The organism is Saccharothrix texasensis (assembly GCF_003752005.1).
GTDB lineage: Bacteria > Actinomycetota > Actinomycetes > Mycobacteriales > Pseudonocardiaceae > Actinosynnema > Actinosynnema texasense.
Genome location: NZ_RJKM01000001.1, coordinates 3,211,213 through 3,232,156 on the forward strand (window position 1 = coordinate 3,211,213; position 20,944 = coordinate 3,232,156).

At 69.6% G+C, this 20,944-nt stretch carries 25 protein-coding genes and 1 pseudogene; 16 read left to right on the forward strand and 10 right to left on the reverse strand.

Annotated features, from left to right (window positions below):
• Nucleotides 1–5 precede the first annotated feature (5 nt).
• The 9 genes from EDD40_RS12770 (at nt 6) to EDD40_RS12810 (ending at nt 11,769) form a co-directional block, all read left to right on the forward strand.
• Nucleotides 6–1,577 carry an MFS transporter gene (locus EDD40_RS12770; protein WP_123743090.1) on the forward strand — a complete coding sequence of 524 codons (1,572 nt, stop codon included), beginning with the start codon at nt 6–8 and terminating at the stop codon, nt 1,575–1,577.
• Between the two features lie 425 nt (nt 1,578–2,002).
• The gene (locus EDD40_RS12775) at nt 2,003–5,014 is read left to right on the forward strand and encodes a non-ribosomal peptide synthetase family protein (RefSeq protein ID WP_123743091.1); all 3,012 of its coding nucleotides are present in this window, start codon (nt 2,003–2,005) and stop codon (nt 5,012–5,014) included.
• 5 nt (nt 5,015–5,019) lie between these two features.
• Entirely contained in the window at nt 5,020–5,805 is a 786-nt protein-coding gene (locus EDD40_RS12780; protein WP_123747986.1) for a leucyl/phenylalanyl-tRNA--protein transferase, read from the forward strand.
• A gap of 20 nt (nt 5,806–5,825) precedes the next feature.
• Nucleotides 5,826–6,575, forward strand: coding sequence for a GNAT family N-acetyltransferase (locus tag EDD40_RS12785; RefSeq protein WP_123743092.1), 750 nt, complete (start codon nt 5,826–5,828; stop codon nt 6,573–6,575).
• 29 nt (nt 6,576–6,604) lie between these two features.
• Nucleotides 6,605–7,669 carry a methyltransferase gene (locus EDD40_RS12790; RefSeq protein WP_123743093.1) on the forward strand — a complete coding sequence of 355 codons (1,065 nt, stop codon included), beginning with the start codon at nt 6,605–6,607 and terminating at the stop codon, nt 7,667–7,669.
• Nucleotides 7,670–7,681: 12 nt separating this feature from the next.
• Nucleotides 7,682–9,484: an acyl-CoA dehydrogenase family protein gene (locus tag EDD40_RS12795; protein ID WP_123743094.1), complete on the forward strand. Its 1,803-nt coding sequence runs from the start codon at nt 7,682–7,684 to the stop codon at nt 9,482–9,484.
• A gap of 104 nt (nt 9,485–9,588) precedes the next feature.
• Nucleotides 9,589–10,215 carry a GntR family transcriptional regulator gene (locus EDD40_RS12800; protein WP_246037626.1) on the forward strand — a complete coding sequence of 209 codons (627 nt, stop codon included), beginning with the start codon at nt 9,589–9,591 and terminating at the stop codon, nt 10,213–10,215.
• 227 nt (nt 10,216–10,442) lie between these two features.
• Nucleotides 10,443–10,958: a DUF4396 domain-containing protein gene (locus EDD40_RS12805; RefSeq protein ID WP_123743096.1), complete on the forward strand. Its 516-nt coding sequence runs from the start codon at nt 10,443–10,445 to the stop codon at nt 10,956–10,958.
• Nucleotides 10,959–10,962: 4 nt separating this feature from the next.
• Complete coding sequence (locus EDD40_RS12810) at nt 10,963–11,769, forward strand: alpha/beta fold hydrolase (protein WP_123743097.1); 807 nt, start codon at nt 10,963–10,965, stop codon at nt 11,767–11,769.
• Between the two features lie 78 nt (nt 11,770–11,847).
• Here the strand turns inward: EDD40_RS12810 and EDD40_RS12815 are convergent, their stop codons facing one another.
• The 7 genes from EDD40_RS12815 to EDD40_RS12840 form a co-directional block, all read right to left on the reverse strand.
• On the reverse strand, nt 11,848–12,270 hold the full coding sequence (locus EDD40_RS12815; protein WP_123743098.1) for an Imm1 family immunity protein: 423 nt from the start codon (nt 12,268–12,270) through the stop codon (nt 11,848–11,850).
• Complete coding sequence (locus EDD40_RS12820) at nt 12,258–12,635, reverse strand: DddA-like double-stranded DNA deaminase toxin (RefSeq protein WP_246037627.1); 378 nt, start codon at nt 12,633–12,635, stop codon at nt 12,258–12,260. Before EDD40_RS12820 ends, EDD40_RS12815 begins: the two co-directional genes overlap by 13 nt.
• A complete protein-coding gene (locus EDD40_RS43495; RefSeq protein ID WP_246037628.1) occupies nt 12,550–13,062 on the reverse strand; it encodes a hypothetical protein in 513 nt (170 codons plus the stop codon). Before EDD40_RS43495 ends, EDD40_RS12820 begins: the two co-directional genes overlap by 86 nt.
• Nucleotides 13,063–13,238: 176 nt before the next feature.
• On the reverse strand, nt 13,239–13,460 hold the full coding sequence (locus tag EDD40_RS12825) for a DUF397 domain-containing protein (RefSeq protein WP_123743100.1): 222 nt from the start codon (nt 13,458–13,460) through the stop codon (nt 13,239–13,241).
• Between the two features lie 23 nt (nt 13,461–13,483).
• Complete coding sequence (locus tag EDD40_RS12830; RefSeq protein ID WP_148088775.1) at nt 13,484–14,041, reverse strand: DUF5753 domain-containing protein; 558 nt, start codon at nt 14,039–14,041, stop codon at nt 13,484–13,486.
• 206 nt (nt 14,042–14,247) lie between these two features.
• On the reverse strand, nt 14,248–14,460 hold the full coding sequence (locus EDD40_RS12835; protein WP_123743102.1) for a DUF397 domain-containing protein: 213 nt from the start codon (nt 14,458–14,460) through the stop codon (nt 14,248–14,250).
• A 26-nt stretch (nt 14,461–14,486) separates the two neighbouring features.
• Nucleotides 14,487–15,380 carry a helix-turn-helix domain-containing protein gene (locus EDD40_RS12840; RefSeq protein WP_170185053.1) on the reverse strand — a complete coding sequence of 298 codons (894 nt, stop codon included), beginning with the start codon at nt 15,378–15,380 and terminating at the stop codon, nt 14,487–14,489.
• Nucleotides 15,381–15,907: 527 nt separating this feature from the next.
• Between EDD40_RS12840 and EDD40_RS41665 the strand changes: the two genes are divergently transcribed.
• From EDD40_RS41665 to EDD40_RS43500, 6 genes and pseudogenes are all read left to right on the forward strand, one after another.
• Complete coding sequence (locus EDD40_RS41665) at nt 15,908–16,078, forward strand: hypothetical protein (RefSeq protein ID WP_170185054.1); 171 nt, start codon at nt 15,908–15,910, stop codon at nt 16,076–16,078.
• Entirely contained in the window at nt 16,075–16,335 is a 261-nt protein-coding gene (locus EDD40_RS12845; protein ID WP_123743104.1) for a hypothetical protein, read from the forward strand. The genes EDD40_RS41665 and EDD40_RS12845 overlap by 4 nt, the downstream gene beginning before the upstream one ends.
• Entirely contained in the window at nt 16,332–17,156 is an 825-nt protein-coding gene (locus EDD40_RS12850; RefSeq protein ID WP_123743105.1) for a hypothetical protein, read from the forward strand. Before EDD40_RS12845 ends, EDD40_RS12850 begins: the two co-directional genes overlap by 4 nt.
• Entirely contained in the window at nt 17,153–17,668 is a 516-nt protein-coding gene (locus tag EDD40_RS12855; protein ID WP_123743106.1) for a hypothetical protein, read from the forward strand. Before EDD40_RS12850 ends, EDD40_RS12855 begins: the two co-directional genes overlap by 4 nt.
• A gap of 12 nt (nt 17,669–17,680) precedes the next feature.
• Nucleotides 17,681–17,914, forward strand: a complete 234-nt coding sequence (locus tag EDD40_RS12860) for a transcriptional regulator (RefSeq protein WP_123743107.1) — start codon at nt 17,681–17,683, stop codon at nt 17,912–17,914.
• Nucleotides 17,915–18,028: 114 nt separating this feature from the next.
• A pseudogene (locus EDD40_RS43500) lies at nt 18,029–18,310 on the forward strand (hypothetical protein); the annotation flags it as partial.
• Nucleotides 18,311–18,582: 272 nt separating this feature from the next.
• Here EDD40_RS43500 and lspA read toward each other — a convergent pair.
• Genes lspA through EDD40_RS12880 form a run of 3 tightly spaced genes read right to left on the reverse strand, consistent with a single transcriptional unit; the run spans nt 18,583 to nt 20,109 of the window.
• On the reverse strand, nt 18,583–19,032 hold the full coding sequence (lspA, locus tag EDD40_RS12870) for a signal peptidase II (RefSeq protein WP_246038316.1): 450 nt from the start codon (nt 19,030–19,032) through the stop codon (nt 18,583–18,585).
• A gap of 37 nt (nt 19,033–19,069) precedes the next feature.
• The gene (locus EDD40_RS12875; protein WP_123743110.1) at nt 19,070–19,723 is read right to left on the reverse strand and encodes a cation diffusion facilitator family transporter; all 654 of its coding nucleotides are present in this window, start codon (nt 19,721–19,723) and stop codon (nt 19,070–19,072) included.
• Complete coding sequence (locus EDD40_RS12880) at nt 19,720–20,109, reverse strand: ArsR/SmtB family transcription factor (RefSeq protein ID WP_425471341.1); 390 nt, start codon at nt 20,107–20,109, stop codon at nt 19,720–19,722. Before EDD40_RS12880 ends, EDD40_RS12875 begins: the two co-directional genes overlap by 4 nt.
• 73 nt (nt 20,110–20,182) lie before the next feature.
• On the opposite strand from EDD40_RS12880, the gene EDD40_RS12885 reads away from it, so the two are divergent.
• Nucleotides 20,183–20,779: a class I SAM-dependent methyltransferase gene (locus EDD40_RS12885; RefSeq protein ID WP_246037629.1), complete on the forward strand. Its 597-nt coding sequence runs from the start codon at nt 20,183–20,185 to the stop codon at nt 20,777–20,779.
• Nucleotides 20,780–20,944 lie beyond the last annotated feature (165 nt).

Genomic DNA, 20,944 nt, shown 5'->3' on the forward strand with positions numbered 1-20,944 from the left:
ACACCATGTCCTCTGCGAACAGCACGTCCGCCCCGAAGGCCGGACGCCGGGAGTGGTTAGGACTGGTCCTGCTGGTCCTTCCTTCCCTGCTCTTGTTCATGATGCTCACGATCCTGTTCCTGGCGATCCCGCACATCGCCGCGGACCTGGCTCCCAGCAGCACGCAGATGCTGTGGATCCTGGACATCTACGGCTTCATGATGGCCGGGTTCCTGGTGACGATGGGCACCCTCGGCGACCGGATCGGCCGACGTCGGATGCTCATCCTCGGCGCGGCGGTATTCGGTGTCGTGTCGGTGGTGGCCGCGTTCACCGACGACCCGGCGCTGATGATCGTGTGGCGCGCGGCCCTGGGTCTGGCGGCGGCGATCCAGATGCCCGCCACGCTGGGCCTGATCTTCGCCACGTTCCAGGACGCCAAGCAGCGCGGTGTCGCGATCGGCGCGTGGGCGGCCGGCATCTCCGCCGGTGTCGCACTCGGACCGCTGCTGAGCGGCCTGCTGCTGGAGGCATTCTCCTGGCGCGCGACCTTCCTGGTCGCCGTTCCGATCATGGCCCTGGTCGTGATCGGCGCGCCGTTCCTGCTGCCCGAGCACCGCGACACGGGCGCAGGTCGTCTCGACCTGGTCAGCGCGGTGCTGCTGCTGGCGACGCTGCTGCCGTTCGTCTACGGCGTGAAGGCGTTGGCGAAGGACGACGCCCTGGTGGTGGCGCTGGTGACCATCGCAGCGGGTCTGCTGTTCGGTGTGTGGTTCACGCTGCGCCAGCTCAAGGCCGAGCACCCGCTGCTGGACGTGCGGCTGTTCGCCAACCGCACCGTCAGCGGCGCGCTGGCCGTGTTCATCCTCTCCGCCACCGCGCTGGGCGGCACGTACCTGATGTTCACGCAGTACCTGCAGCTGGTCGCCGGGTTGTCGCCGCTGCAGACGGGTCTGGCGATCCTGCCCGCGGCGTTGATCCTGATCGTGGTGGCGACGTCCTCGCCGATCATCGCCCGCAAGGTGCGTCCCGGCTACGTCATCGCCGCCGGTCTAGCCATCCAGGTGATCGGCTACGGGATGCTGACCCAGGTCGACAGCGCGTCCGGGCTGCCGCTGCTGATCGCGGGCTTCATCGTGCTGTACCCGGCGGTCGCACCGTCCATGGCGCTGACGACCGATCTCGTCGTCGGTTCCGTCCCGCCGGAGAAGGCAGGCGCGGCGTCGGGCCTGAGCACCACCGCGAACGACCTGGGCATCTCGCTGGGGGTCGCGCTCGTCGGCAGCGTCGGTGTGGCGACCTACCGCAACGAGATCGACGGCACGCTTCCGGCGGATCTGCCGGCCGAGGCGAGTTCGGCCGCGCGGGACAGCATCGACGGCGCGGTGGCAGCGGCGGGCCAACTGCCCGGCGACGCCGCCTCGTCCTTGCTGGACGCGGCACGCGCCGCGTTCACCAGCGGTCTGAACCTCGCCGCCATCGTCGCGGCGGTGATCGCGGCGGTCGCCGCCGTGATCGCCGCGACGCGGTTGAAGCACGTGCCGCCGACCGGTGCGGCTTCGACGGACCAGGCTCAGACCGAGGCGACCGCGCAGTAAGCACTCGCGTCCCGGTGCGGCCCCCAGCCGCACCGGGACGCGGTCCAGGAGAACACCGAATTCCTTTCCCGCGCACATCGAACGGCGTCGGGAAATTTGTCATGCCCATTTCCAGGACAACAAAGGCATCCCCTTCGACTTGACGATGTCCGGTTCCACCCGTAATGTCGGTGGTGAAATTTCACCAAAGCCCTTCCGCTAATCGTCGTTTACTTGCGGAATCGAGGCCACCGAGCACAGCCACGAAGACCAGACGTCGCCCGGGACGTCCGTGATCCACGTGCAGAGCTCAACCCAGCGGGTTCGGTACCGCAGTCGCGCCCGGGCCGCGTGGAACGGACGTCTTCAGGGTGTCAACGAACACGCTTGACGGCAGGCCGCCATTCGAGCGCTTGTCTCGTCGGGCTCCACGCTGAGGGGACTTGATGAACGTTCACCGGGAATTACCGGTTCACCACCTCGTCGCCAGGCACGCTGTCACCCGACCGCACCACACCGCCGTCGTGTGCGGGAACGCGCGAATCGACTACGCGGAACTCGACGCACGGGCCAACGGGCTGGCCAACCACCTCCGGGACAGCGGGGTGGACCGTCGATCGGTGGTCGTGGTCCACCTGGAGCGCTCCGTCGACGCGATCGTCGCGCTGCTCGCCACGTGGAAGGCCGGCGCGGCGTACCTCCCGGTCGAGCGCGGTGTGCCGGTCGGCCGGCTGGAGACCTTCATCAAGGAGACCGGCTGCCAGGTCGTCATCACCGACGAGCCCGGCAGCTTCACCGACCTTCCCGTCAGCGTGGCCACCGCCGACTCCGGCACCGCGACCTCGCCGCCCGAGGTGACGGTGGATCCCTCGGACACCGCGTACGTCATCTACACCTCCGGCTCCACCGGCGTGCCCAAGGGCGTGGTGGTCCAGCACCGGTCGTTGAGCTACCTGCTCGGACAGCTCGGTCCGCTCTACGGGATCACCCCTGCCGACCGGGTGCTCCAGTTCGCCTCCCTGTCCTTCGACACCTCGATCGAGCAGATCCTGGTCGCCCTGACCGGCGGCGCGACGCTCGTCCTGCCGGAGACGACGTGGGCTCCCAGCGAGTTCGCGGACCGGGTGGTCGGGCACGGCATCACGGTCATGGACCTCACCCCCGCCTACTGGCGCGGTTTCCTGTCCGAGCACGCCGGGAAACCGGTCGACCTGCCGGTGCGGCTGGCGATCGTGGGCGGCGAGGCGGTGCGCGCCGAGGACTGCCGCACCGCGCTGCGCCTGATGCCCGACACGCGGCTGGTCAACGCCTACGGGTTGACCGAAACCACCGTCACCTCCTGCACCGCGGAAGTCACCGAGGACGTGCTGCCCGCGCTGGGCAACGCACCGGTCGGACGCCCGCTGCCCGGCACCGTGGTGCACGTCCTGGACGAGGACCTGCGACCGGTCGTTCCCGGTGAGCGGGGCGAGGTCTACCTCGGTGGTCCGGGTGTCGCCTACGGCTACCTGGTCGAAGAGGCCCCGCACCGGGCCCGGTTCCTGCCCGACCCGCTCGCCGAGGAACCGGGAGCGCGCATGTTCCGCACCGGCGACCTCGGCGCGTGGACGGCGACGGGCGAGTTGGAGATCCTCGGCCGTACCGACCGGCAGCTCAAGATCCGCGGTTTCCGGGTGGAGCCGGCGGAGGTCGAGGCGGTGCTGGCCGGGCACGACCTGGTCGAGGACGTCGCCGTGACCGCACACGAGCACAACGGGCAGGCGCAGCTCATCGCCCACTACACCGTGCCAGGGAACACCGCGCACTCCCCCACGGCCCAGGAGTTGAGGGCCTTCGCGTCCGGTCTCCTGCCCGGCTTCATGGTGCCGACGGCCTTCGTGGAGCTGGCCGAGATGCCGGTCAAGTCCAACGGGAAGATCGACCTCGACGCCCTGCCCGAGCCCGTGCCGGACGCGCCGACGTCGATGGGCGCCGGCTCCACCGCCGGGGCGACCGAGCACGGTATCGCCAAGCTGTGGCGCCAGGTCCTCGGCGCCGAGGAGGTCGGCCCGGAGAGCAACTTCTTCGAGCTGGGCGGCAACTCGATCCTCGCCGCCGAACTGCTGGCGAAGGTGCGTGCCACGTTCGGCGTGCAGATCACCCAAGTACGACCGCTGATCCGCCTGCTGCTGGAGGACGCCACCCTGCGCGGCTTCGCCCAGGCGGTCCAAGACGCCCGCGCCGGCACGCTCGCGGGTGACGACACGCGCAAGCAGGTCGACTTCGCCGCCGAGTCGCAGGTCGAGGTGCCGATCCAGCGCACGGTCACCGACCCGCCCCGCTGGCAGGACCCGGGGCACGTCTTCCTCACCGGCGTCAGCGGCTTCCTGGGCATCTACCTGCTGCGGGAACTGCTCACCACCACCGACGCGGTGGTGCATTGCCTGGTGCGCGCGAAGGACGACGAGCACGCCCTGCGCCGCATCCAGCACAACGCGGTGCACTACTTCCGCGACGACCTCGACGAGCACCGCGCGTCCGGACGGATCGTGCCGGTCGTCGGAGACCTCGACCAACCGCTGTTCGGCCTGTCCGAGGAGCACTTCGACACTCTGGCCCGCACGGTCGACGTGGTCCACCACCCCGGCGGGCTGGTGAACTTCATCTACCCCTACTCGCACATGCGCCCGGCCAACGTCGGCGGCACCCGTGAGGTCGTCCGGTTGGCAGGCCGGTACCGCAACATCCCGGTGCACTACACCTCCACGATGGCCGTGGTGTCCGGTTTCGGCACCGCGGGCGTCCACCACGTCACCGAGGACACTTCCGCCGACCATGCCGACCACCTGTCCGTGGGCTACGTGGAGAGCAAGTGGGTCGCCGAGGCGCTGCTGAAGAACGCGGCGAAGCAGGGGCTGCCCGTGGCGATCTACCGCGCCGCGGACATCTCCGGGGACTGCGTGACCGGCGCGTGGAACACCTCCACCGAGATGTGCGCGATGAAGAAGTTCGTCGTGGACACCGGCGTCGCGCCGATCGCCGCGCTGCCGCTGGACTACACGCCGGTGGACCGCTTCGCCGCCGCCGTCGTGCACATCGCCCGTTCGGCGCTGCCGGCAGGCGAGGTCTACCACCTGACCAACCCGAACAAGGCCTACATCGGTGACCTCGTGGAGCGGTTGCGCGCCCACGGCCACGAGGTGCGCGAGGTGTCCTGGAGCGAGTGGGTCGAACGCATGGTGGAGCTGGCCGTGGAGCGGCCCGACCACCCGATGACCCCGTTCGCCCCGCTGTTCATCGACCGGTGCGCGACAGGCGCGATGAGCGTCGCCGAAATGTACTTGGAAACGACCTTTCCCGAGTTCACCCGCACCAACGTCGAGAACAGGCTGCGTGGCAGCGGCATCGAGATCCCGCCGGTCGACACCGCGATGCTCGACCGCTACCTCCGCTACCTGACTTCCGTGGAGTTCCTGTGAGCGCGATGACGAACCGATTACCGACCCACCACGCCACCACGTGGGGACTGCTGGACCTGACCGGCGCCCCTTCCGAGGGACCGGTCGCATTCCGCGACGAGCTGTCCCCAACGGCCTTGTTCGACGCCTACCGGCACGGTCTGTTCCCGTTCCCCGCCTCGTCGCCGGAACAACGCTTCGTCCACGAAATCGTCAGCGAAGCCGACGTGGCTGCCGGCCTCATCCAGGTTTTCGACGGCGGTGACCCGTACTCGGTGGCCTGGTGCTCACCCGATCCCCGACCGGTGATCTTCGCGGCCTCGGCCCGGATCCAGCGGAGCCTGCGCCAACAGCTGCGCAACAAAGTTGTGTGGACCACCACGCTCGACCGCGCCTTCGAGCGCGTCGTGGAGCAGTGCCGCGCGGACCGCGAGTCGCAGTGGCTGACCGACGACCTGGTGAACGGCGTGATCGGTCTGCGCGAGGCAGGGCACGCGCACAGCGTCGAGGTGTGGGAGGGCGAGGAGCTCGTCGGCGGCACGTTCGGCGTGCTGGTCGGCGGCGTGTTCAGCGCCGACTCCCAGTTCACCCGTCGCAGCGGCGCGGGCAAGGTCGCCGTGTTCGACCTGATGCGGCGGCTCGCCGATGCCGGCGGGATCGCCGTGGACGCCCAGCACGACGGCGCCCATGCCCGCCTCTTGGGCGCGGCGCCGATCCCGCGAGCGGATTACCTCGCTCTGCTGCGCGAACACGCCGGAGACCCCGTCGTCCTGTCGACCGACGCGCTGCCGGCCGCACGGCTGGCGGCCTGACGCAACCCTTGGAGGTAGCCATGTCCACCCTGGTGGACCTGCACGTGGTCAGCCTCGCCGAACGCCCCGACCTGGAAGAGGCCATGCTGACCATGGAGGCGGCCTGGCCCGAGTACATCCGTCCCGACCCGGTGCTCGTCGACTGGGCGTTCGACCGCCACGCGCGCCACCAGCTCGTCGTGCTCGACGACGGCGAGGTCGTGGCCCGGGCCGCGAGCGTGCCCTTCGCGTGGGACGGGGACCCCGGCAGCCTGCCCGACACCGGGTGGGACGAGGCGCTGCGGCAGAGCATGACCGACACCTACGCGGGCGCGCACCTGAACACGCTCTGCGCGCTCGAAGTCGCCGTGGTACCCGGCAAGCGGGCACAGAACCTCTCCGGCCGCACGCTCGCCGCCCTGAAGGAACGAGCACGCCGGGAGGGCTACAACGACGTCGTCGTCGCCGTGCGCCCCAGTCACAAGCACACCGAGCCGCACGTGACCATGGCCGAGTACGCCGCGCGCACCCGACCCGACGGGCTGCCCGCGGACCCCTGGCTGCGCGTGCACGTGAGGGAAGGCGCCGAGATCGTCAAGGTGTGCCCCGCGTCGATGACCATCGGCGGCAGCCTCGCGCAGTGGCGTGCCTGGACCGGCCTGCCGTTCGACCGCAGCGGCCCTCTCGTGGTCCCCGGCGCGCTCAGCCCGGTGATGGTCAGCGTCGAGCACGACCACGCCGCGTACGTGGAGCCGAACGTCTGGGTCCGACACCGGCTGACCCGTCCCTGACAGACCACCAGCAACGGAAGGCGTTGGAGATGACCAGCACAGCACCCGCGAGCACTGACAAGAAGGCCGGTGACCGTGCCGCGCTGATCGAGCTGATCGGCGGCTACATGACCGCTCACGCGCTGGGCTTGGCCGCCGAGCTGAAGCTCGCCGACCACATCGGTGACAGCACGCGCACCAGCACCGAGCTGGCCGAGGCCACCGGCACGCACGAGCCGTCGCTGCACCGCCTGCTGCGCACGCTCGCCGCGGTCGGTGTCACCACCGAGCCCGAGCCGGGGCGCTTCAGCCTGACCGAGGTCGGCGCCCAGCTGCGCACCGACTCGCCGGACTCGCTGCACGCGTTCACGAGGATGTTCTGCGACCCGACGCTGTTCACGGCCTGGCAGGAACTCGGGCGCGTCGTGCGCACCGGCGAACCGTCGTTCGCCCACGTGCACGGCAAGGACATCTACGGCTACCTGGCCGACCACCCCGAGCTGAGCGCGCTGTTCAACGAGGCGATGGGCCAGGAGTCCCGCATCTCGGCCGACCGGATCGCCGCCGCCCACGACTTCTCGGGGGTCGAGCACGTCGTGGACCTCGGCGGCGGCGACGGCACCCTGCTGGCCGCGATCCTGGGCGCCAACCCACACCTGCGCGGCACGGTCGTTGACAGCCCCAGCGGTGTGGCCCAAGCAGCCGAGGTGCTCGGTGCGGCCGGCGTCGCCGACCGGTGCGAGGTCGTCGCCGGCGACTTCTTCCAGTCCGTGCCCGCCGACGGTGATCTGTACATCATCAAGAGCGTGTTCCAGGACTGGGACGACGAACCGGCGCGCGCGATCCTGCGCACCTGCCGGGCCCACATGCCCGACACCGCCACCCTGCTGATCATCGGCTCGGTGCTCCCCGAGACCGCGTCCGCCGAGACGGTGTCCGCCGAGACGCGGATCATGTTCTACACCGACGTGAACATGATGGTCACCTCCGGCGGTCGGGAGCGGACCGAGAGCGACTTCCGGACCATGCTCGCCGACACCGGGTTCACGGTCGAGTCGGTCGCCCACGCCGCCGCGGGGCCGTTGTCGATCATCCGCGCCACCCCGGCGTCCTGAAGGAGCGGCTCCTTGAGCACCGAGCAGTTGGACGAGGCCGTCGATCTACAGGCATCCGGCGGAGCGAGCCGGAAACCGAGCTTCGGGCGCGAGTTGTTCCGGGGCAGCGCGCGGATCGACCTCCTGACCCTGCCTCCGGGCGTCGGACAGCGCTTGGACGAGGAGAGCGAGGCGTTCCTGCAACGCCTGCGCGAGTTCCTCACCCGGGTCGACGCTCCGGCGATCGAGCGGGACGACCGCCTCCCCGACGAGGTGATCACCGGCCTGCGCGACCTAGGCGCGTTCGCGATCAAGATCCCGCGCGCCTACGGCGGCCTGGGGCTGCCCGGCGTGTGCTACCACCGGGCGCTGATGCTGGCCAGCAGCGTGCACCCCGCGTTGAGCGAGCTGCTGGCCGCGCACCAGGCCATCGGGCTGCCGCAGCCGATCACCCTGTTCGGCACCGAGGAGCAGAAGCGGGAGTTCCTACCCCGGTGCGTCCGGGAGATCTCCGCGTTCGCCCTCACCGAGCCTGACATCGGCAACGATCCGTACCGGATCCACACCACCGCCGTCCCCCACAGCGACACCTACGTTCTCAACGGCGTGAAGTCGTGGGCCACCAACGGTGTGCTCGCCGACCTGCTGGTCGTGCTGGCGCAGGTCCCCGGCATGGAGGACCATGCCGGCGGCATGACCGCGTTCGTGGTCGAGGCCGACTCCCCCGGCGTCACCGTCGAGCACCGCAATGCCTTCCTGGGCCTGCGCGGCGTCGAGAACGGCGTCATCCGGCTGCACGAGGTCGTCGTGCCCGCCGGCAACCGGATCGGTGGTGAAGGGGAAGGACTGGAGATCGCCCTCGCCGCCCAGGACACCGGCCGGCTGTCCCTGCCTGCGGTGTGCGCCGCCGCCGCGAAGTGGAGCTTGAAGATCGCCCGCGAGTGGTCCAAGGCCCGGGTACAGTGGGGCCGGTCCATCGGCGAGCACGAGGCCGTGGCGGGCAAGATCGCGTTCATCGCCGCCACCGCCTTCGCCCTGGAGGCCATCGTCGAGGTGACCGGGCGCCACGCCGATGACGAGCAGGTCGACACCCGAATCGACGCGGAGCTGGCCAAGCTGTACGCCACGGAGAAGGCGTGGCTGGTCGCCGACGAGCTGGTGCAGATCCGCGGTGGGCGTGGCTACGAGACGGCCGAGTCCGCCGCGGCGCGCGGTGAGCGCGGTGTGCCGGTCGAGCAACTGCTGCGCGACCTGCGCGTCGGCCGCATCTTCGACGGCTCCAGCGAGGTGCTGCGCGTGTTCCTCGCCCACGAGATCCTCTCCGAGTACCGGTGGGACGGCCCCGGCGACAGCACGTCGACCGGCCTGGCGCACTACGGGCCGCTGGTCCCGCACCTGTTGTTCGTCGAGCAGGCCGCGCACAAGGTCGCCCAGCGCCTCACCGACGGCTTGGCACGGTGGGGCGAGGAGTTCGAGGAGCACCAACTCCACGTCGGACGGCTGGTCGACATCGTCGCCGAGCTGTACGCGATGAGCACCGCGTGCGTGTACGCCAAGGCCCGCGACGACCTCGGTGAGGCCGCCGTGGAACTCGCGGACGCGTTCTGCCGTCAGGCCACCCGCCGCGTGGAGGAGCTGTTCGACCGGCTGGCCTCCAACACCGATGATCACGACCGCGTGATCGCACGACGGGTTCTGGACGAGCAGCACACGTGGTTGGAGCAAGGCGTCCTCGACCCCTCGGCCCCCGGCCCGTGGATCGCCCAGTCCGCCCCTGGGCCATCACGTCACCGCAACCTGCGCCGGAAGGTGCCGAAGGCGGCCGACCCCACCTGATGATCAGCCGGGCAGGCCGCTACGCCCATGATCACTGGGGTATCGGAGGAAGGAGTTGATCCCTTGTGCTGGATCGTCCTGAACCGGAACCGCAGACCGGGAGCGTGACCGACGCGGCGTACCGGCACCTCAAAGAGCAAGTGCTGACCGGCTGCCTCCGTCCCGGTGAAGAGCTGCGCGAGGCCCGGCTCGCGCAGCTCACCGGTTTCGGCCGCTCACCGATCCGCGAGGCGCTGCGGCGCCTCGTGCAGGAAGGCTTCATCGAGGTACGTCCCAGGCTGGGCTACCGGGTCACCGCCATCACCCTCGCGGGAGTGCGCGACCTGTTCGAGATGAGGCTGCTGCTGGAACCCGCGGCCGTGGAACTCGCGGCTCGGCGCGCACCACTTGAAACGCTGGAAGCACTGGCCCCGCCAGTGCACGTGACCTATACCCAAGACGACACCGAAGTCCGCCGGCAGCTCCTCACCACCAACCGCGAGTTCCACGTACGCATAGCCCGTGCGTCCGGCAACGATCGACTTGCCCATGCCATCGAGGGTCTGCTCGACGAGATGCAGCGACTGCTGTTCGTCAGCATCGGCCGTCGAGGTCTCCCTCCTGACCACACTCACGAGCACACCGTCCTGCATGACGCGCTCCTGCGCCGCGACGCTCCCGCAGCACGCAACCTCGCGATGACACACGTGCAGGCAAGCCGCAGACTGGTGTTGGAGCACTTCCTGGGCTGAGATCGCATGGAACGCCATCGGTTCTCCACCGTGGAAGAGCGCTCGTGGCAACGGCGTCAAGGTGTAGGCGGGTGCATCGCTCGCGTGGATGCCATCGAAGGCCACCTCGGGGAACAAGTCCAAAGCTCGGCATCGGGCGATGGGCCTCGCTCGTACATCCAGCTCGCTACCCACGCCTGTGCTATCGTCCGTATACCCCCTAGGGGTACATCTGGAAGGAGTTGACGATGGACGCCGAACACACTGAGCACCACCACGGACACGGCACCCACGAGCAGCACGACACCCATCACGAGCATCAGCCCGGCGCGAGCTGGGGCATGGCCGCCTCGGCCACCCTGCACTGCCTCACCGGCTGCGCCATCGGCGAGGTCCTGGGCATGATCATCGGTACTGCGCTGGGCTGGGGCAACCTCGCCACCGTCGTGCTGGCGGTCGGACTGGCGTTCGTCTTCGGCTACGCCCTGACCATGCGCGGAGTCCTCAAGGCCGGTGTCGGTTTCCGGCGCGCGCTGAAGGTGGCACTGGCCGCCGACACCATCTCGATCGCCGTCATGGAGATCATCGACAACGCCGTGATGCTCACCGTCCCCGGCGCGATGGAGGCCGGTTTGTCATCCTGGCTGTTCTGGGGGGCTCTCGCCTTCGCCCTGGCCGTCGCCTTCGTGGTCACCGTGCCGGTGAACAAGTGGCTCATCGGACGCGGCAGCGGCCACGCCGTCGTGCACGCCTACCACCACTGAGTCGATGACCCACCCACCCGAGCACTTCATCTACCGCGGTCGGGACGGCTGCGCGCTGCACGCGGCCTCCCTCGGTGACGGCCCGCCCGTCGTGCTCCTGCACGGCGGCGGGCCCGACCACCACAGCCTTCTACCGCTGGGCAGATCCCTGGCCGACCGGTACACCGTGGTCCTGCCCGACGTACGCGGCTACGGCCGATCGGTGTGCACCGACCCCGGCAGGCACACCTGGAACAACTACGCCGACGACGTCACCGCCCTGCTGGATCACCTCGAAGTCGAGACCACCGTCCTGGGCGGCACCGGCCTCGGTTCCAGCATCACTCTGCGCACCTGCCTCCGACACCCCGCGCGCGTCCGCGCCGCCGTGCTGATCAGCGTCGAGGACATCGAAGACGACCGCGCCAAGGCAGCGGAGGTCGACTTCCTCGACGCCTTCGCCGCGCGAGTACGCACCCATGGCATCCAGGCGGCGTGGAGCCCGATCCTCCCCACCCTCGCGCCCGTCATCAGCAACCTGGTCGCCGACGCCATCCCCCGCTCGAACCCCGACAGCATCGCCGCAGCCGCCGCCATCGGCCACGACCGCCTGCTCCGCTCCATCACCGAACTGGCCGACATGACCACCCCGACGCTCGTGATCCCCGGCATTGATCAACGGCATCCCACGGCGATCGCCGAAGCCGTAGCCGCGACGCTGCCCCACGGCAGGCTCGCCACCACCGCTATATCGGACGACCTGCGCACCGCCGAGGACCTCGCTACCGCGTTCGAGCCACCTATCAGCGCGTTCCTCGCTGGATTCCAGTAGTCCCAGCCCCATGAGGCAGGAACTCTGCGCTGAACTGCCGGATCACGCTCGGTAAGCAAACCGAGATCGGCTTCGTAGTCAGGTTCCCCAGGGTCGCCAGGTGACCGCCGATGACCGGTCACCGTCGCCGGCGATGAGGTCATGGGCGGCTTTGATCACATCGGCCAGCGGCAACTCAGCGTCGGAGGGCCACTCCCGGGCGTGGGCCTGGTGGTCGTAGAGGATCGGTTCGCCGTCCGGGTCGCTGCCGTTGGTGGTGATGTAGGAGCCGGTGGCGTCGGCGTGGGCGATGAAGCCGCGATCCCTGGCGATGCCCAGCCTGACGGCCACCCAGCCCTCGGCCCACGGGTCGGGGCGGGCCAGTTCGACCATCGGCGGGACCGGGCCGTCCTGTGCGACGAAGTCGGCGGCCATGCGTTGCAGCAGCGCTTCGAGATCGGCCGCGCTCGTGATCGGGGTCGACTCCTCGCCCCTTTTGTACCAGGCCATCAACGACGCCACGGCGGCTTTCCTCCGGTGAACCTCTTGTAGTAGCCGTCCGGGCCGTGCACGGCGAGCGTGTAGCCCTCGGGCAGCACTGCGGGCAACAGACTGTCACAGCCGAACGGGCCTTCGCACGGCGCGTAATTGAGCGCCAGTGTCAGGTGGCGCATCACGGGATCGGCGGCGCCCTGCTCCCGCATCCGCGCAGCCAGCTTCAGTTCCACATCCGCCTCGGCGACCACGGGCAATCGGGGACATCCTTCGACGGCCAGTGCGGCGTTGACCTTCGGCGTCCACTCATCGCGCCCGCTGACCGCGTGCTGTGTCGACCCGTCGGGGGCGACCCATCGGCCGTGGGTCTTCTGCCCGGTACCGCCGATCACGGTGGGCGGCAGGTCGCGACGTAATTCCTCGACACGCTCTGGCGGGAGCGGCGGCGGTTCTGCCATCGGCGGCACGGCGCTGGTCTGCGGCCGGCCAGCCGGAGTGGTTGGTGTCGGCTGCGCGGCGGGAGGCGGGTTTGGCGAAGCTGCTGGCGGGGGTGGCGGTGCGAACCGCCTTCAGCACGGACTCGGCGCGGGTGATGCCGTCGACCAGGGTCTTCCAGAGTTCCTTGATGCCCTTGATGGTCTCCGCGAAGCGGCCCAGTATGGCGTCCTTGTCGCCGGTCGTATCGCCTTCCAGGGCGATGGCGAACAGTGCCTGGGCGTCCCCCGCCAGGTCTTCGGCCTGTTCCAGGGCGGTCTTGGCTTCGGATGCCTTCTTGCTGGCCGCCGTCACGCCGTCGATCACTTCTCCGAGCGTCGCCACCCGCGGCCCTCCGCCCCTCGTGTCCAGGCGGAAAGCGATCGTGCCAGGTACGGTCCCGAATCGCGTACCGAGTGGTGCGCACATGCGACGGCACCCCGCCCACCAGTCCTGGGCGGGGTGCCGTCGTATCCGGCGTTGCCAAGCGCCGGGTCATGCCTGCTGTGGGTTGGTCGACGTCAGATCAGGTCGTCGAACTCGCCGGCCTTGGCGCCCAGCACGAACGCGCGCAGTTCGGCCTTGGTGTAGTGGAGGACGGGGCTGGCCTCGCCGAGGGTGCTGTTGCGGACGGCCACACCGCCGTCGGGCAACGGGGCCAGCTCGACGCACTCGCCGCCGTTGCCTTCGCCCGTGCTGAACGAGGACTTGCGCCATGTCAGGGACGTCGTATTCGTGTTCATCGCTCACTTCGCCTAGTTGGGGGTTACCGGCCGGTTACGGACGCGAAGTGGTCCGCTGCCTCCAGTATCAGCGCCAGAGACTCCTGCAAGTCCAGCGCTGCGACCCTCCGACGATCCCATGCGACTCGATACGGCTCCGTCGAGGCCCGATCGCGGTAGAACGACTCGACGTTGAGTACCTGGACCACGTCGCCGGAGATCCCGTTGGCGAACCGCAGCAGGTTGAACGAGGAGCCCATCGACGGGTAGGCGCCGGCGGCGATGGGTTGCACCTGGATCTCGACGTTGGGCAGCTCGCACAGACCGGCCAGGTGCAGGAGCTGTTCGTGCATCACCGCCGGGCCGCCTACGGGCAGGCGCAGCGCGAACTCGTGCACGATCGCCCGGATCATCGGCGGGTCGTCCCTGGTGACGATCTTCTGCCGCGCTTTGCGCAGACCCACCAGCTCCTCGACGCGAGTGCGCGACAGCAGTTCGCCGTTGCGTCGCCACAGCTCGCGCATGTACGCCTCGGTCTGGAAGTACGCCGGCACCAGATCGACTGCCACGGCCATGACCTCGACGACGTCGTTGCACTCCATCTCCAGGAACGCCCGCGCCTTCAGGCGCCACCGCCACCTCCGCACTGCCGATGTGTAGGCGGTGACCGATCCTCCGGGTGCTGCCCTGAACCGCGCACCAAGCTGTTCGTGAGCGCGGCAGCGTCCCCCACCACTAGTTCAGGGCGGGGACGCTGGTCATCCGCCTGCGTCCGGCGGCTAGTGCATGTCCACCGGGTGCATCATCCTCAGATCAGGTCGTCGAACTCCCCGGCCTTGACGCCGAGGACGAACGCGCGCAGCTCGGCCTGGGTGTAGTGGACGACCGGACTGGCCTCGCCCAGGGTCGAGTTGCGCATGGCGACGCCGCCGTCGGACAGCGGCGCCAGCTCGACGCACGCGCCGCCGTTGCCGGTTCCGTTGGAGAAGCTGCTCTTACGCCACGTCAGGGGTGCGTTCATGTCCTACCCACGTTGGTTGCTCGTCATCAGGCCCGGCTGAGCCCGAAGTCTGCTGCGGCTTCCAGTATCCGGTCTTTGGACTCCTGCAGGTCCAGCGCCGCCACACGACGGCGGTCCCATGCGTCCCGGTAGACCTGCGTACCGGGTTCCCGGTCGCGGTAGAAAGGCTCGTCGTAGCCCGCGACCTGCGCAACGTCCTTGGCCGCACCGTCGCCGAACCGGAGCAGGGTGAACGTCGTCTCGATGCCGGGGAACGCTCCGGCCTCGGTCGCCTGGACCTGGATCTCGACATTGGGCAGCTCGCACGCCCGGGCCAGCGCCGACAGTTGCTCGCGCATCACCTCTGGGCCGCCGACCGGCAGTCGGAGCGCCGCCTCGTGCACGACTGCACGGATCTTGGGCGCGGCGGGCTTGGTCACGACCCGCTGTCGGGTCTTGCGCAGCCGCACCAGTTCGTTGATCCGCTGCTCCGAGGTCAACTCGCCGTTGCGCTTCCACAGCGTCCGCATGTACGCCTCGGTCTGGAAGTAGACCGGGATGACCAGCAGCGTCACCGTCATGATCTCGATGGCATCACGCTGCTCCAGTTCCAGGAACGCCCGGTCCTTCAGCGGCACGAACATCGGGAACTCTCCGCTGCGGGACCGCGTCCGCGCACGGCCTTCCCTGGCCAGCTCGATCAGCATGGCCACCTCGTTGTCGGGCACGCCGTACGCCTCGGCCAGCTTCTCGATCTGCGCACGGGAGAACTGGACGTCACCGCTTTCCTTGCGGGTCAACGTCGGTCCGGCGAGGCCGATCACGGCGGCTGTAACCTCGCGGTCCATGCCCGCTTCCTTGCGGTAGGACCTCATCGCCGCGCCGACCTGACGGCGCTGGGCGATCGCGTCGTCGTTGGTCTTCGTCACCTTCGCTGCCACGCGATCTCCTCCTGCTGATCGATTAAGCATGTACGTGCATCACCACTGTACGTACATGCTTACAAGCGTCAGATCACCCGTTTGATTACCGTAGAAACCTGTACGTACATGGTTAACTGCGCTCAGCCCTGTTGCGTACGCCACAGGATCTCACGCTCGCGGTGGCCGGGTTGTCCTGGCCCCGACCGGACCCGGCCACCGCGCACCAGAGAGGACGCGCCCATGACCGAACCCGCGAACAGGTGCGTCCCAGGCTTCGCGACGGTCCGCGGGGAGGCACCCACGCCCCGGGCTCTGCCCGGCCTCCCGCCGACGTCGACCGTCGCGTCCCCGGCGGCCCGCGCCCGCTGTCTGACCGCAGCGGCGCGGGCCGCCTTCCACGACCGACTCCCGGCACCACCGGCCGGGACAATCGGGACGAGGCGGTCGTGAGCGCCCGGCCGGGACCGGGCGTATACCCGTCACGCTGGTGGAACGAGCACGACAGGGGCACGAACGGGCGGCCCAGGCCCGGCACGCGCGTGCTGATGCGCGACGGCCGTCGAGGCACGGTCCTGCCCTACGAGGGCTGCTGGAAGTCCTGCACGTTCCCCGTGCTGGTCGACCGGACGGGGCAGTCGCTGATGCTGTCGACCTCCGACGTGACCGAGCTGGCGACCGGCGGGAAGCCGGCCGACCTGGTCGAGGACGCGGGGTGACCGCCGTGGCCGAGGAGACCGACGCGGTCACCGACGACGGCGCCGACCACGACACCGCCGCCGGGATCTTCCGCCACCTCATCCACCGGCTCGACGACGACACCCGCACCGTCAGCCACGACGGCCTGACCTTCTGGGTCGCCGTGTGCGGCGCGGTGTCCGTGCCCACCGACCGGCCCGACCCGGGCTGGCCCTGGTGCTCCCTGTGCTGGCCCTCGCTGTGGCCCGCCGACGACCCCGAGGAGGACGACTCGTGACGTTCCGCCGTGCGCACCGCCGCGTCACCAGGGTGGTGCGGGGCGAGTTGCACACCGCCGTGCAGACCTGGACCCGCGGGCCGGATCACCGGATCGTGCTGATCGGCATGAGCCACGTCGGCGAGCCGGATTACTTCGACACGGTCAGGCGCGTCGTGGCCTCCCATCCCGGCGCGACCGTGCACTACGAGCGGGTGGTGCGGGAGGACCCGCTGCCGCCGATGACCGACGACGAGTGGGCTCGACTGGACGCGGCGAGGCGGTCGCACCGGTTCGTCCTGCGGTGGGCCGCCGAGGTCGCCGAACTGGGAACCCAGCACGGACTCGCGGTCGACGGATGGCACAACGTCGACGTGAACGAGGTCGACCTCGCGCGCATGTCCGGTCGCTCGATGCCCCGGCTCGCGGTTCCCGGCGTGCGGATGGGCATCGACTACGCCCCGCCGCTGACCGACAGGCAACGCCGCGTGCTGCGGCACGTCGTCCGGCTGCTGCTGGTGCACATAGCCCCCAGGGGCCGGCTGCTGATGCGCCCCATGACGCGACGCGCGGTCGTGCAGTGGCGCAACGTGCACGCGATGACCCACGCACTGCGGGCCGTGCACGACGGACCCGTGGTCATGATCTGGGGCGCCGGGCACCTGCCCGGCATTGGAGATGTGTTGCTACACAACGACTTCCGGCTCGAATCGGTCCGCTGGGTGCGGGCCGTCGGGCGGATGCGGTCACCGGAAGGTGCCCCGGTGACCGGTGAACAACCAGGAGAGGAACTCAAGGTGTCGGTGAAGGTGTACAACAACGGACAGGTGGGGACGTCGTGAACGAGACGGGAAGGCAGATCGTCACGAGCATGGGGATGACGCTGGACGAAGGGGTGCCGATCGACCTGCGCGGCAGCCTGGACACCCAGGCGTTCCTCGCGATCGGGGACAGTGTCGAGATCATCCTGAGCGGGTCCCACGTGCGGACCCTGCGCGACCAGGCCGCGGCGGCTCTCGGCGACATGGCACACGTCGACGCCGCCGAGCAGGTCGTGGGAGACGCCTACCACGCCGGGGCGCAGGCGCTCACCGCCGCAGCCCTGGCGCGGAAGATGGCCCAGGCCGCGAGCGCAGCCGGCGCCGGCGAGCAGGCCAGCACGGCGGAGCAGGCCGCCACCCGTGCCGCAGGAGCCGCGGAACGTGCCCAGACCGCCGCTCGCACTGCGGCCGAGGCGATGGGGCTGGCCGACGAGGCGGCTGAAGAAGCCAGGGCCGCAGCGATCCTGGCGGCCCAAGCCGCCGGCCAGGAACCGCTCGACAAGCAGGCCGGGTCGAACCTGCACCTCGTGTGACGGGCCAGGGTGATGGCCCGCACGATACGACTCCGCGCTGAGGCGTTCGGCAAGGCGATACGGCTGGCGGGCTACACCTCCGACTACCGGCTGGCCAAGGCCATGGAGGTCAACCGAAGCACCGTCGCACGAGTCGTCGCCGGTGAACTCCAACCGGGACCGGCGTTCATCGGTGGCGCGCTGACCGCCCTCGCACCGATGCAGTTCGACGACCTCTTCACCGTGGAGAAGGTCGAGCAACCCTGATACGCACGACACAACGGACCCGCACTAACCCAGTGCGGGTCCGTTGCCCTGAATGGGTGAAGCATCGCGTGCCGGTGAGTCGCGTCGCTTGGTGGAGGCCAACCCGACGCGTGGATGTCGGCCGGGAGCGTTGCAGCACACGGTCTACGCCGCCCACTACCTGGCCGACCCGTCGTATCGGCGCCGGATCCCCTGGCAGTTCAACAAGAGCGGGTCGCTGCACGCCCGAAACGGGACCTGCTCCACGCGCACGAACGTGTGGTGTGGGCCCGGCACCTGGAGCAGCGGACCGAACAGGCGTGGTGCCTGACCCCGGTGACCGACGCGGTGATCACCTGGACCACCGAGTACTACGGCCTGGCAGTGGAATCGCTCCGCCGGTCCGGGTGCCGTGTCGAGAACAAAGTGCTGGCGCACACCTCCCGAGCGTACAGCGAGAACATCAACTTCTTCGGCGCGATCGAGGTGAACATCGACGGTCCGTCCAGTCCTGGTGGACCACGGGCGCTTGCGCGTCCGCCGGATCGCGGTGCGAGGCTTCACCTGAGTGTCAGTGCCGGGGCGTCACGAGTTTGTCAGTGGCAATCGCTGCTTGTTCCCTCGGATCACCCCTGGGGACCGGGGGGCCGCACCGGGCCCTTCCACGTCGCTGGCGGATTGCGTGGAGATCAGGTCGTTGTGGCGGTCTCCGCCCGCCGTTCGTTGCGCAGTGCGGCGAGGATGAGCAGGGCGGCGCCGAGGGTGATGCCCGTGTCGGCGAGGTTGAAGGTGGCGAACCACCCGGTGTGCAGGTAGTCGGTCACCGCGCCGTCGCTGGCACGGTCGAGCAGGTTTGCCATCGCTCCGCCCAGGACCGCGCCGAGTCCGATGCCGGTCAGGACGTCGAGACTCGTGGCGCTGCGCCAGGCGTAGACCATGATGCCCACCACGATTGCGCCGGTGACGGCGACGACCACGGTGGCAGGCAGGCTGTCACCGAGGCTGAACGCCACGCCCGAGTTGAACGTGAGTCGCAGGTCGAGCGGTCCGAGGTCGATCGGGTTGCCCGGCAGCGTGGTCTCGGCCCATGCCTTGACCGCCAGGTCGAGCGCTGCGACCAGCAACGCCACAACCGCCACGAGCGCCCGAGTGCGTGCGGCGGGCCGGGCGGGTGGTTCAGTCGTCGTCATCGTCGTCACAGACCAGTTCGCCTTCCCACGCTTCGCGGCCTTCCTTGATCGCGAAGGCGGCGATGACGAACCCGGCGACGGGGTCGATCCAGGTCCAGCCCACCAGGGCGTAGGCGAGCAGTCCGACGAAGGTGGAGACCGACAGCCACGCGCACAGCTTGGTCTCGGCCGCGTCGGCGATGACCAGGCGCGAGTTCATCGCCTCACCCGCCTTGCGCTTGACGCTCGCCAACCACGGCATGATCACGATGGACACACCGGTGAGCACGATGCCCACGACCGAGGTGTTCGGCTCGGCACCCTCGATGAGGTCGCGAATCCCCTCGAACAGGACGTAGGCCGCGAGCACGAAGAACGTCACCGCGACGAATCGCAGCGCGCGGCGTTCCTTGGCCTCGTCGACCTCACCGCCGCGGATCTCGGCGCGCAGGCGGACCAGCACCACCGTGGCGGCGGCGACCTCGATCCACGAGTCGAAGCCGAACCCGACCAGCGCCACCGAGCCGGCGATCAGGCCCGCGGTGATGGCGATGATGCCCTCGGCGACGTTGTAGCCGATGGTGACCTTCTCCCACAGCACCGCTTTACGTGCTGCGACGCCGCGCACGTCGGGAACGGCCGGGGTGTCGGGGGTGCTCACGAGAACTTCTTGACGGTCTGGGGTGAGGTGCTGTCGGTGCCGTAGTTGGGGCACAGGGCGACGGCCTGCCCGGTCGCGGCGAGCAGCGTCTCGGCGGCGGCGAGCAGGTCGAGCAGCTCGGGACGGGCTAGCGAGTAGAACACCTGGCGCCCCTGCGGACGGCCGACCACGAGCGCGCAGTCACGCAGGCACGCCACGTGCGCCGACACCGTCGACTGCGCGAGGCCCAGCTCGGCGACCAGGTCGGCGACGCGCGCCTCACCGCCGGCCAGTCGCCGCACGATCGCGAGCCGTGTCGCGTCGGACAGGCTGTGGAACAGGGCGACCGCCGAGTCCAGGCCCGATCCGCTCGGGCTCGACGTCGTGCACCCGTCCGTGCTATTCATCGTCACAAGCCGATGATAGCGCCGATGGACGATGAAAGGTAGACGGCTCATGCTGATGAACCGGGCGGAAACGATGCTAGTCAACTCGCCGCCCCGACGCTGGTTGCAGCGCTACGAGGCGCACGTGCTCGCCACCCTCGGTGGACGCACGCCCGGCGCGAGGGTCGCCGAGATCGGTTGCGGCCCTGGTGGGGGAACCCGGCTGGTCCTCGACCGGTTCGGCGCCGCGACCGTGCACGCCGTCGACCTCGACCCCGCGATGCTCCCGCGCGCCCGGCGCCGCCTGGCGCCCTACGGCGACCGCGTGCGCCTGACCCAAGGCAGCGCGACCGACCTGCGCACCGCGTTCGCCCCGTTCGACGGCGGCGGTGACGGCACCTACGACGCGGTGTTCGACTTCGCGATCGTCCACCACATCCCCAACTGGCGCGACGCGCTCGCCGAGGTCGCCCGCGTGCTCAAGCCGGGCGGCCGGTTCTACTTCGACGAGGTCACCGCGACCGCGCTCGCCCGCCGCTCCTACCGCCTGCTGTTCGACCACCCCACCGAAGACCGGTTCACCGCCGGTGAGTTCCTCGCCGAGCTGCCCCGTCACGGGCTCGACGTCGGCGACCGGTGGCGCACCCGCATCGGCGGCGACTACCTGCTCGGCGTCGCCCAACGCCGCTGACCTCCGGAACGTGCTCCCGCCCGGCCCGCGCCGTCGTCCGGACAGCAGATGAGCGACAAGTGCCTGGGGCTGCGGGGACCTCAGTCGATATGACCCGGGTCGGGCCTCCCTATGTGGTGGATCGCAGGCAGTTGCGGGGAAAAGAAGGGCTTCTTGATCACCGCC

Excerpts from the sequence above, each read along its gene's own strand:
- EDD40_RS12780 (WP_123747986.1), top strand. The coding sequence starts at position 5,020 with ATGACGAACCGATTACCGACCCACCACGCCACCACGTGGGGACTGCTG.
- EDD40_RS12860 (WP_123743107.1), top strand. The coding sequence starts at position 17,681 with ATGGCCCGCACGATACGACTCCGCGCTGAGGCGTTCGGCAAGGCGATA.
- EDD40_RS12885 (WP_246037629.1), top strand. The coding sequence starts at position 20,183 with ATGCTAGTCAACTCGCCGCCCCGACGCTGGTTGCAGCGCTACGAGGCG.
- EDD40_RS12785 (WP_123743092.1), top strand. The coding sequence starts at position 5,826 with ATGTCCACCCTGGTGGACCTGCACGTGGTCAGCCTCGCCGAACGCCCC.
- EDD40_RS12835 (WP_123743102.1), bottom strand. The coding sequence starts at position 14,460 with ATGAACGCACCCCTGACGTGGCGTAAGAGCAGCTTCTCCAACGGAACC.
- EDD40_RS12825 (WP_123743100.1), bottom strand. The coding sequence starts at position 13,460 with ATGAACACGAATACGACGTCCCTGACATGGCGCAAGTCCTCGTTCAGC.
- EDD40_RS12880 (WP_425471341.1), bottom strand. The coding sequence starts at position 20,109 with ATGAATAGCACGGACGGGTGCACGACGTCGAGCCCGAGCGGATCGGGC.
- EDD40_RS12770 (WP_123743090.1), top strand. The coding sequence starts at position 6 with ATGTCCTCTGCGAACAGCACGTCCGCCCCGAAGGCCGGACGCCGGGAG.
- EDD40_RS12790 (WP_123743093.1), top strand. The coding sequence starts at position 6,605 with ATGACCAGCACAGCACCCGCGAGCACTGACAAGAAGGCCGGTGACCGT.
- EDD40_RS12805 (WP_123743096.1), top strand. The coding sequence starts at position 10,443 with ATGGACGCCGAACACACTGAGCACCACCACGGACACGGCACCCACGAG.
- EDD40_RS12810 (WP_123743097.1), top strand. The coding sequence starts at position 10,963 with ATGACCCACCCACCCGAGCACTTCATCTACCGCGGTCGGGACGGCTGC.
- EDD40_RS41665 (WP_170185054.1), top strand. The coding sequence starts at position 15,908 with ATGCGCGACGGCCGTCGAGGCACGGTCCTGCCCTACGAGGGCTGCTGG.
- EDD40_RS12775 (WP_123743091.1), top strand. The coding sequence starts at position 2,003 with ATGAACGTTCACCGGGAATTACCGGTTCACCACCTCGTCGCCAGGCAC.
- EDD40_RS12830 (WP_148088775.1), bottom strand. The coding sequence starts at position 14,041 with ATGGAGTGCAACGACGTCGTCGAGGTCATGGCCGTGGCAGTCGATCTG.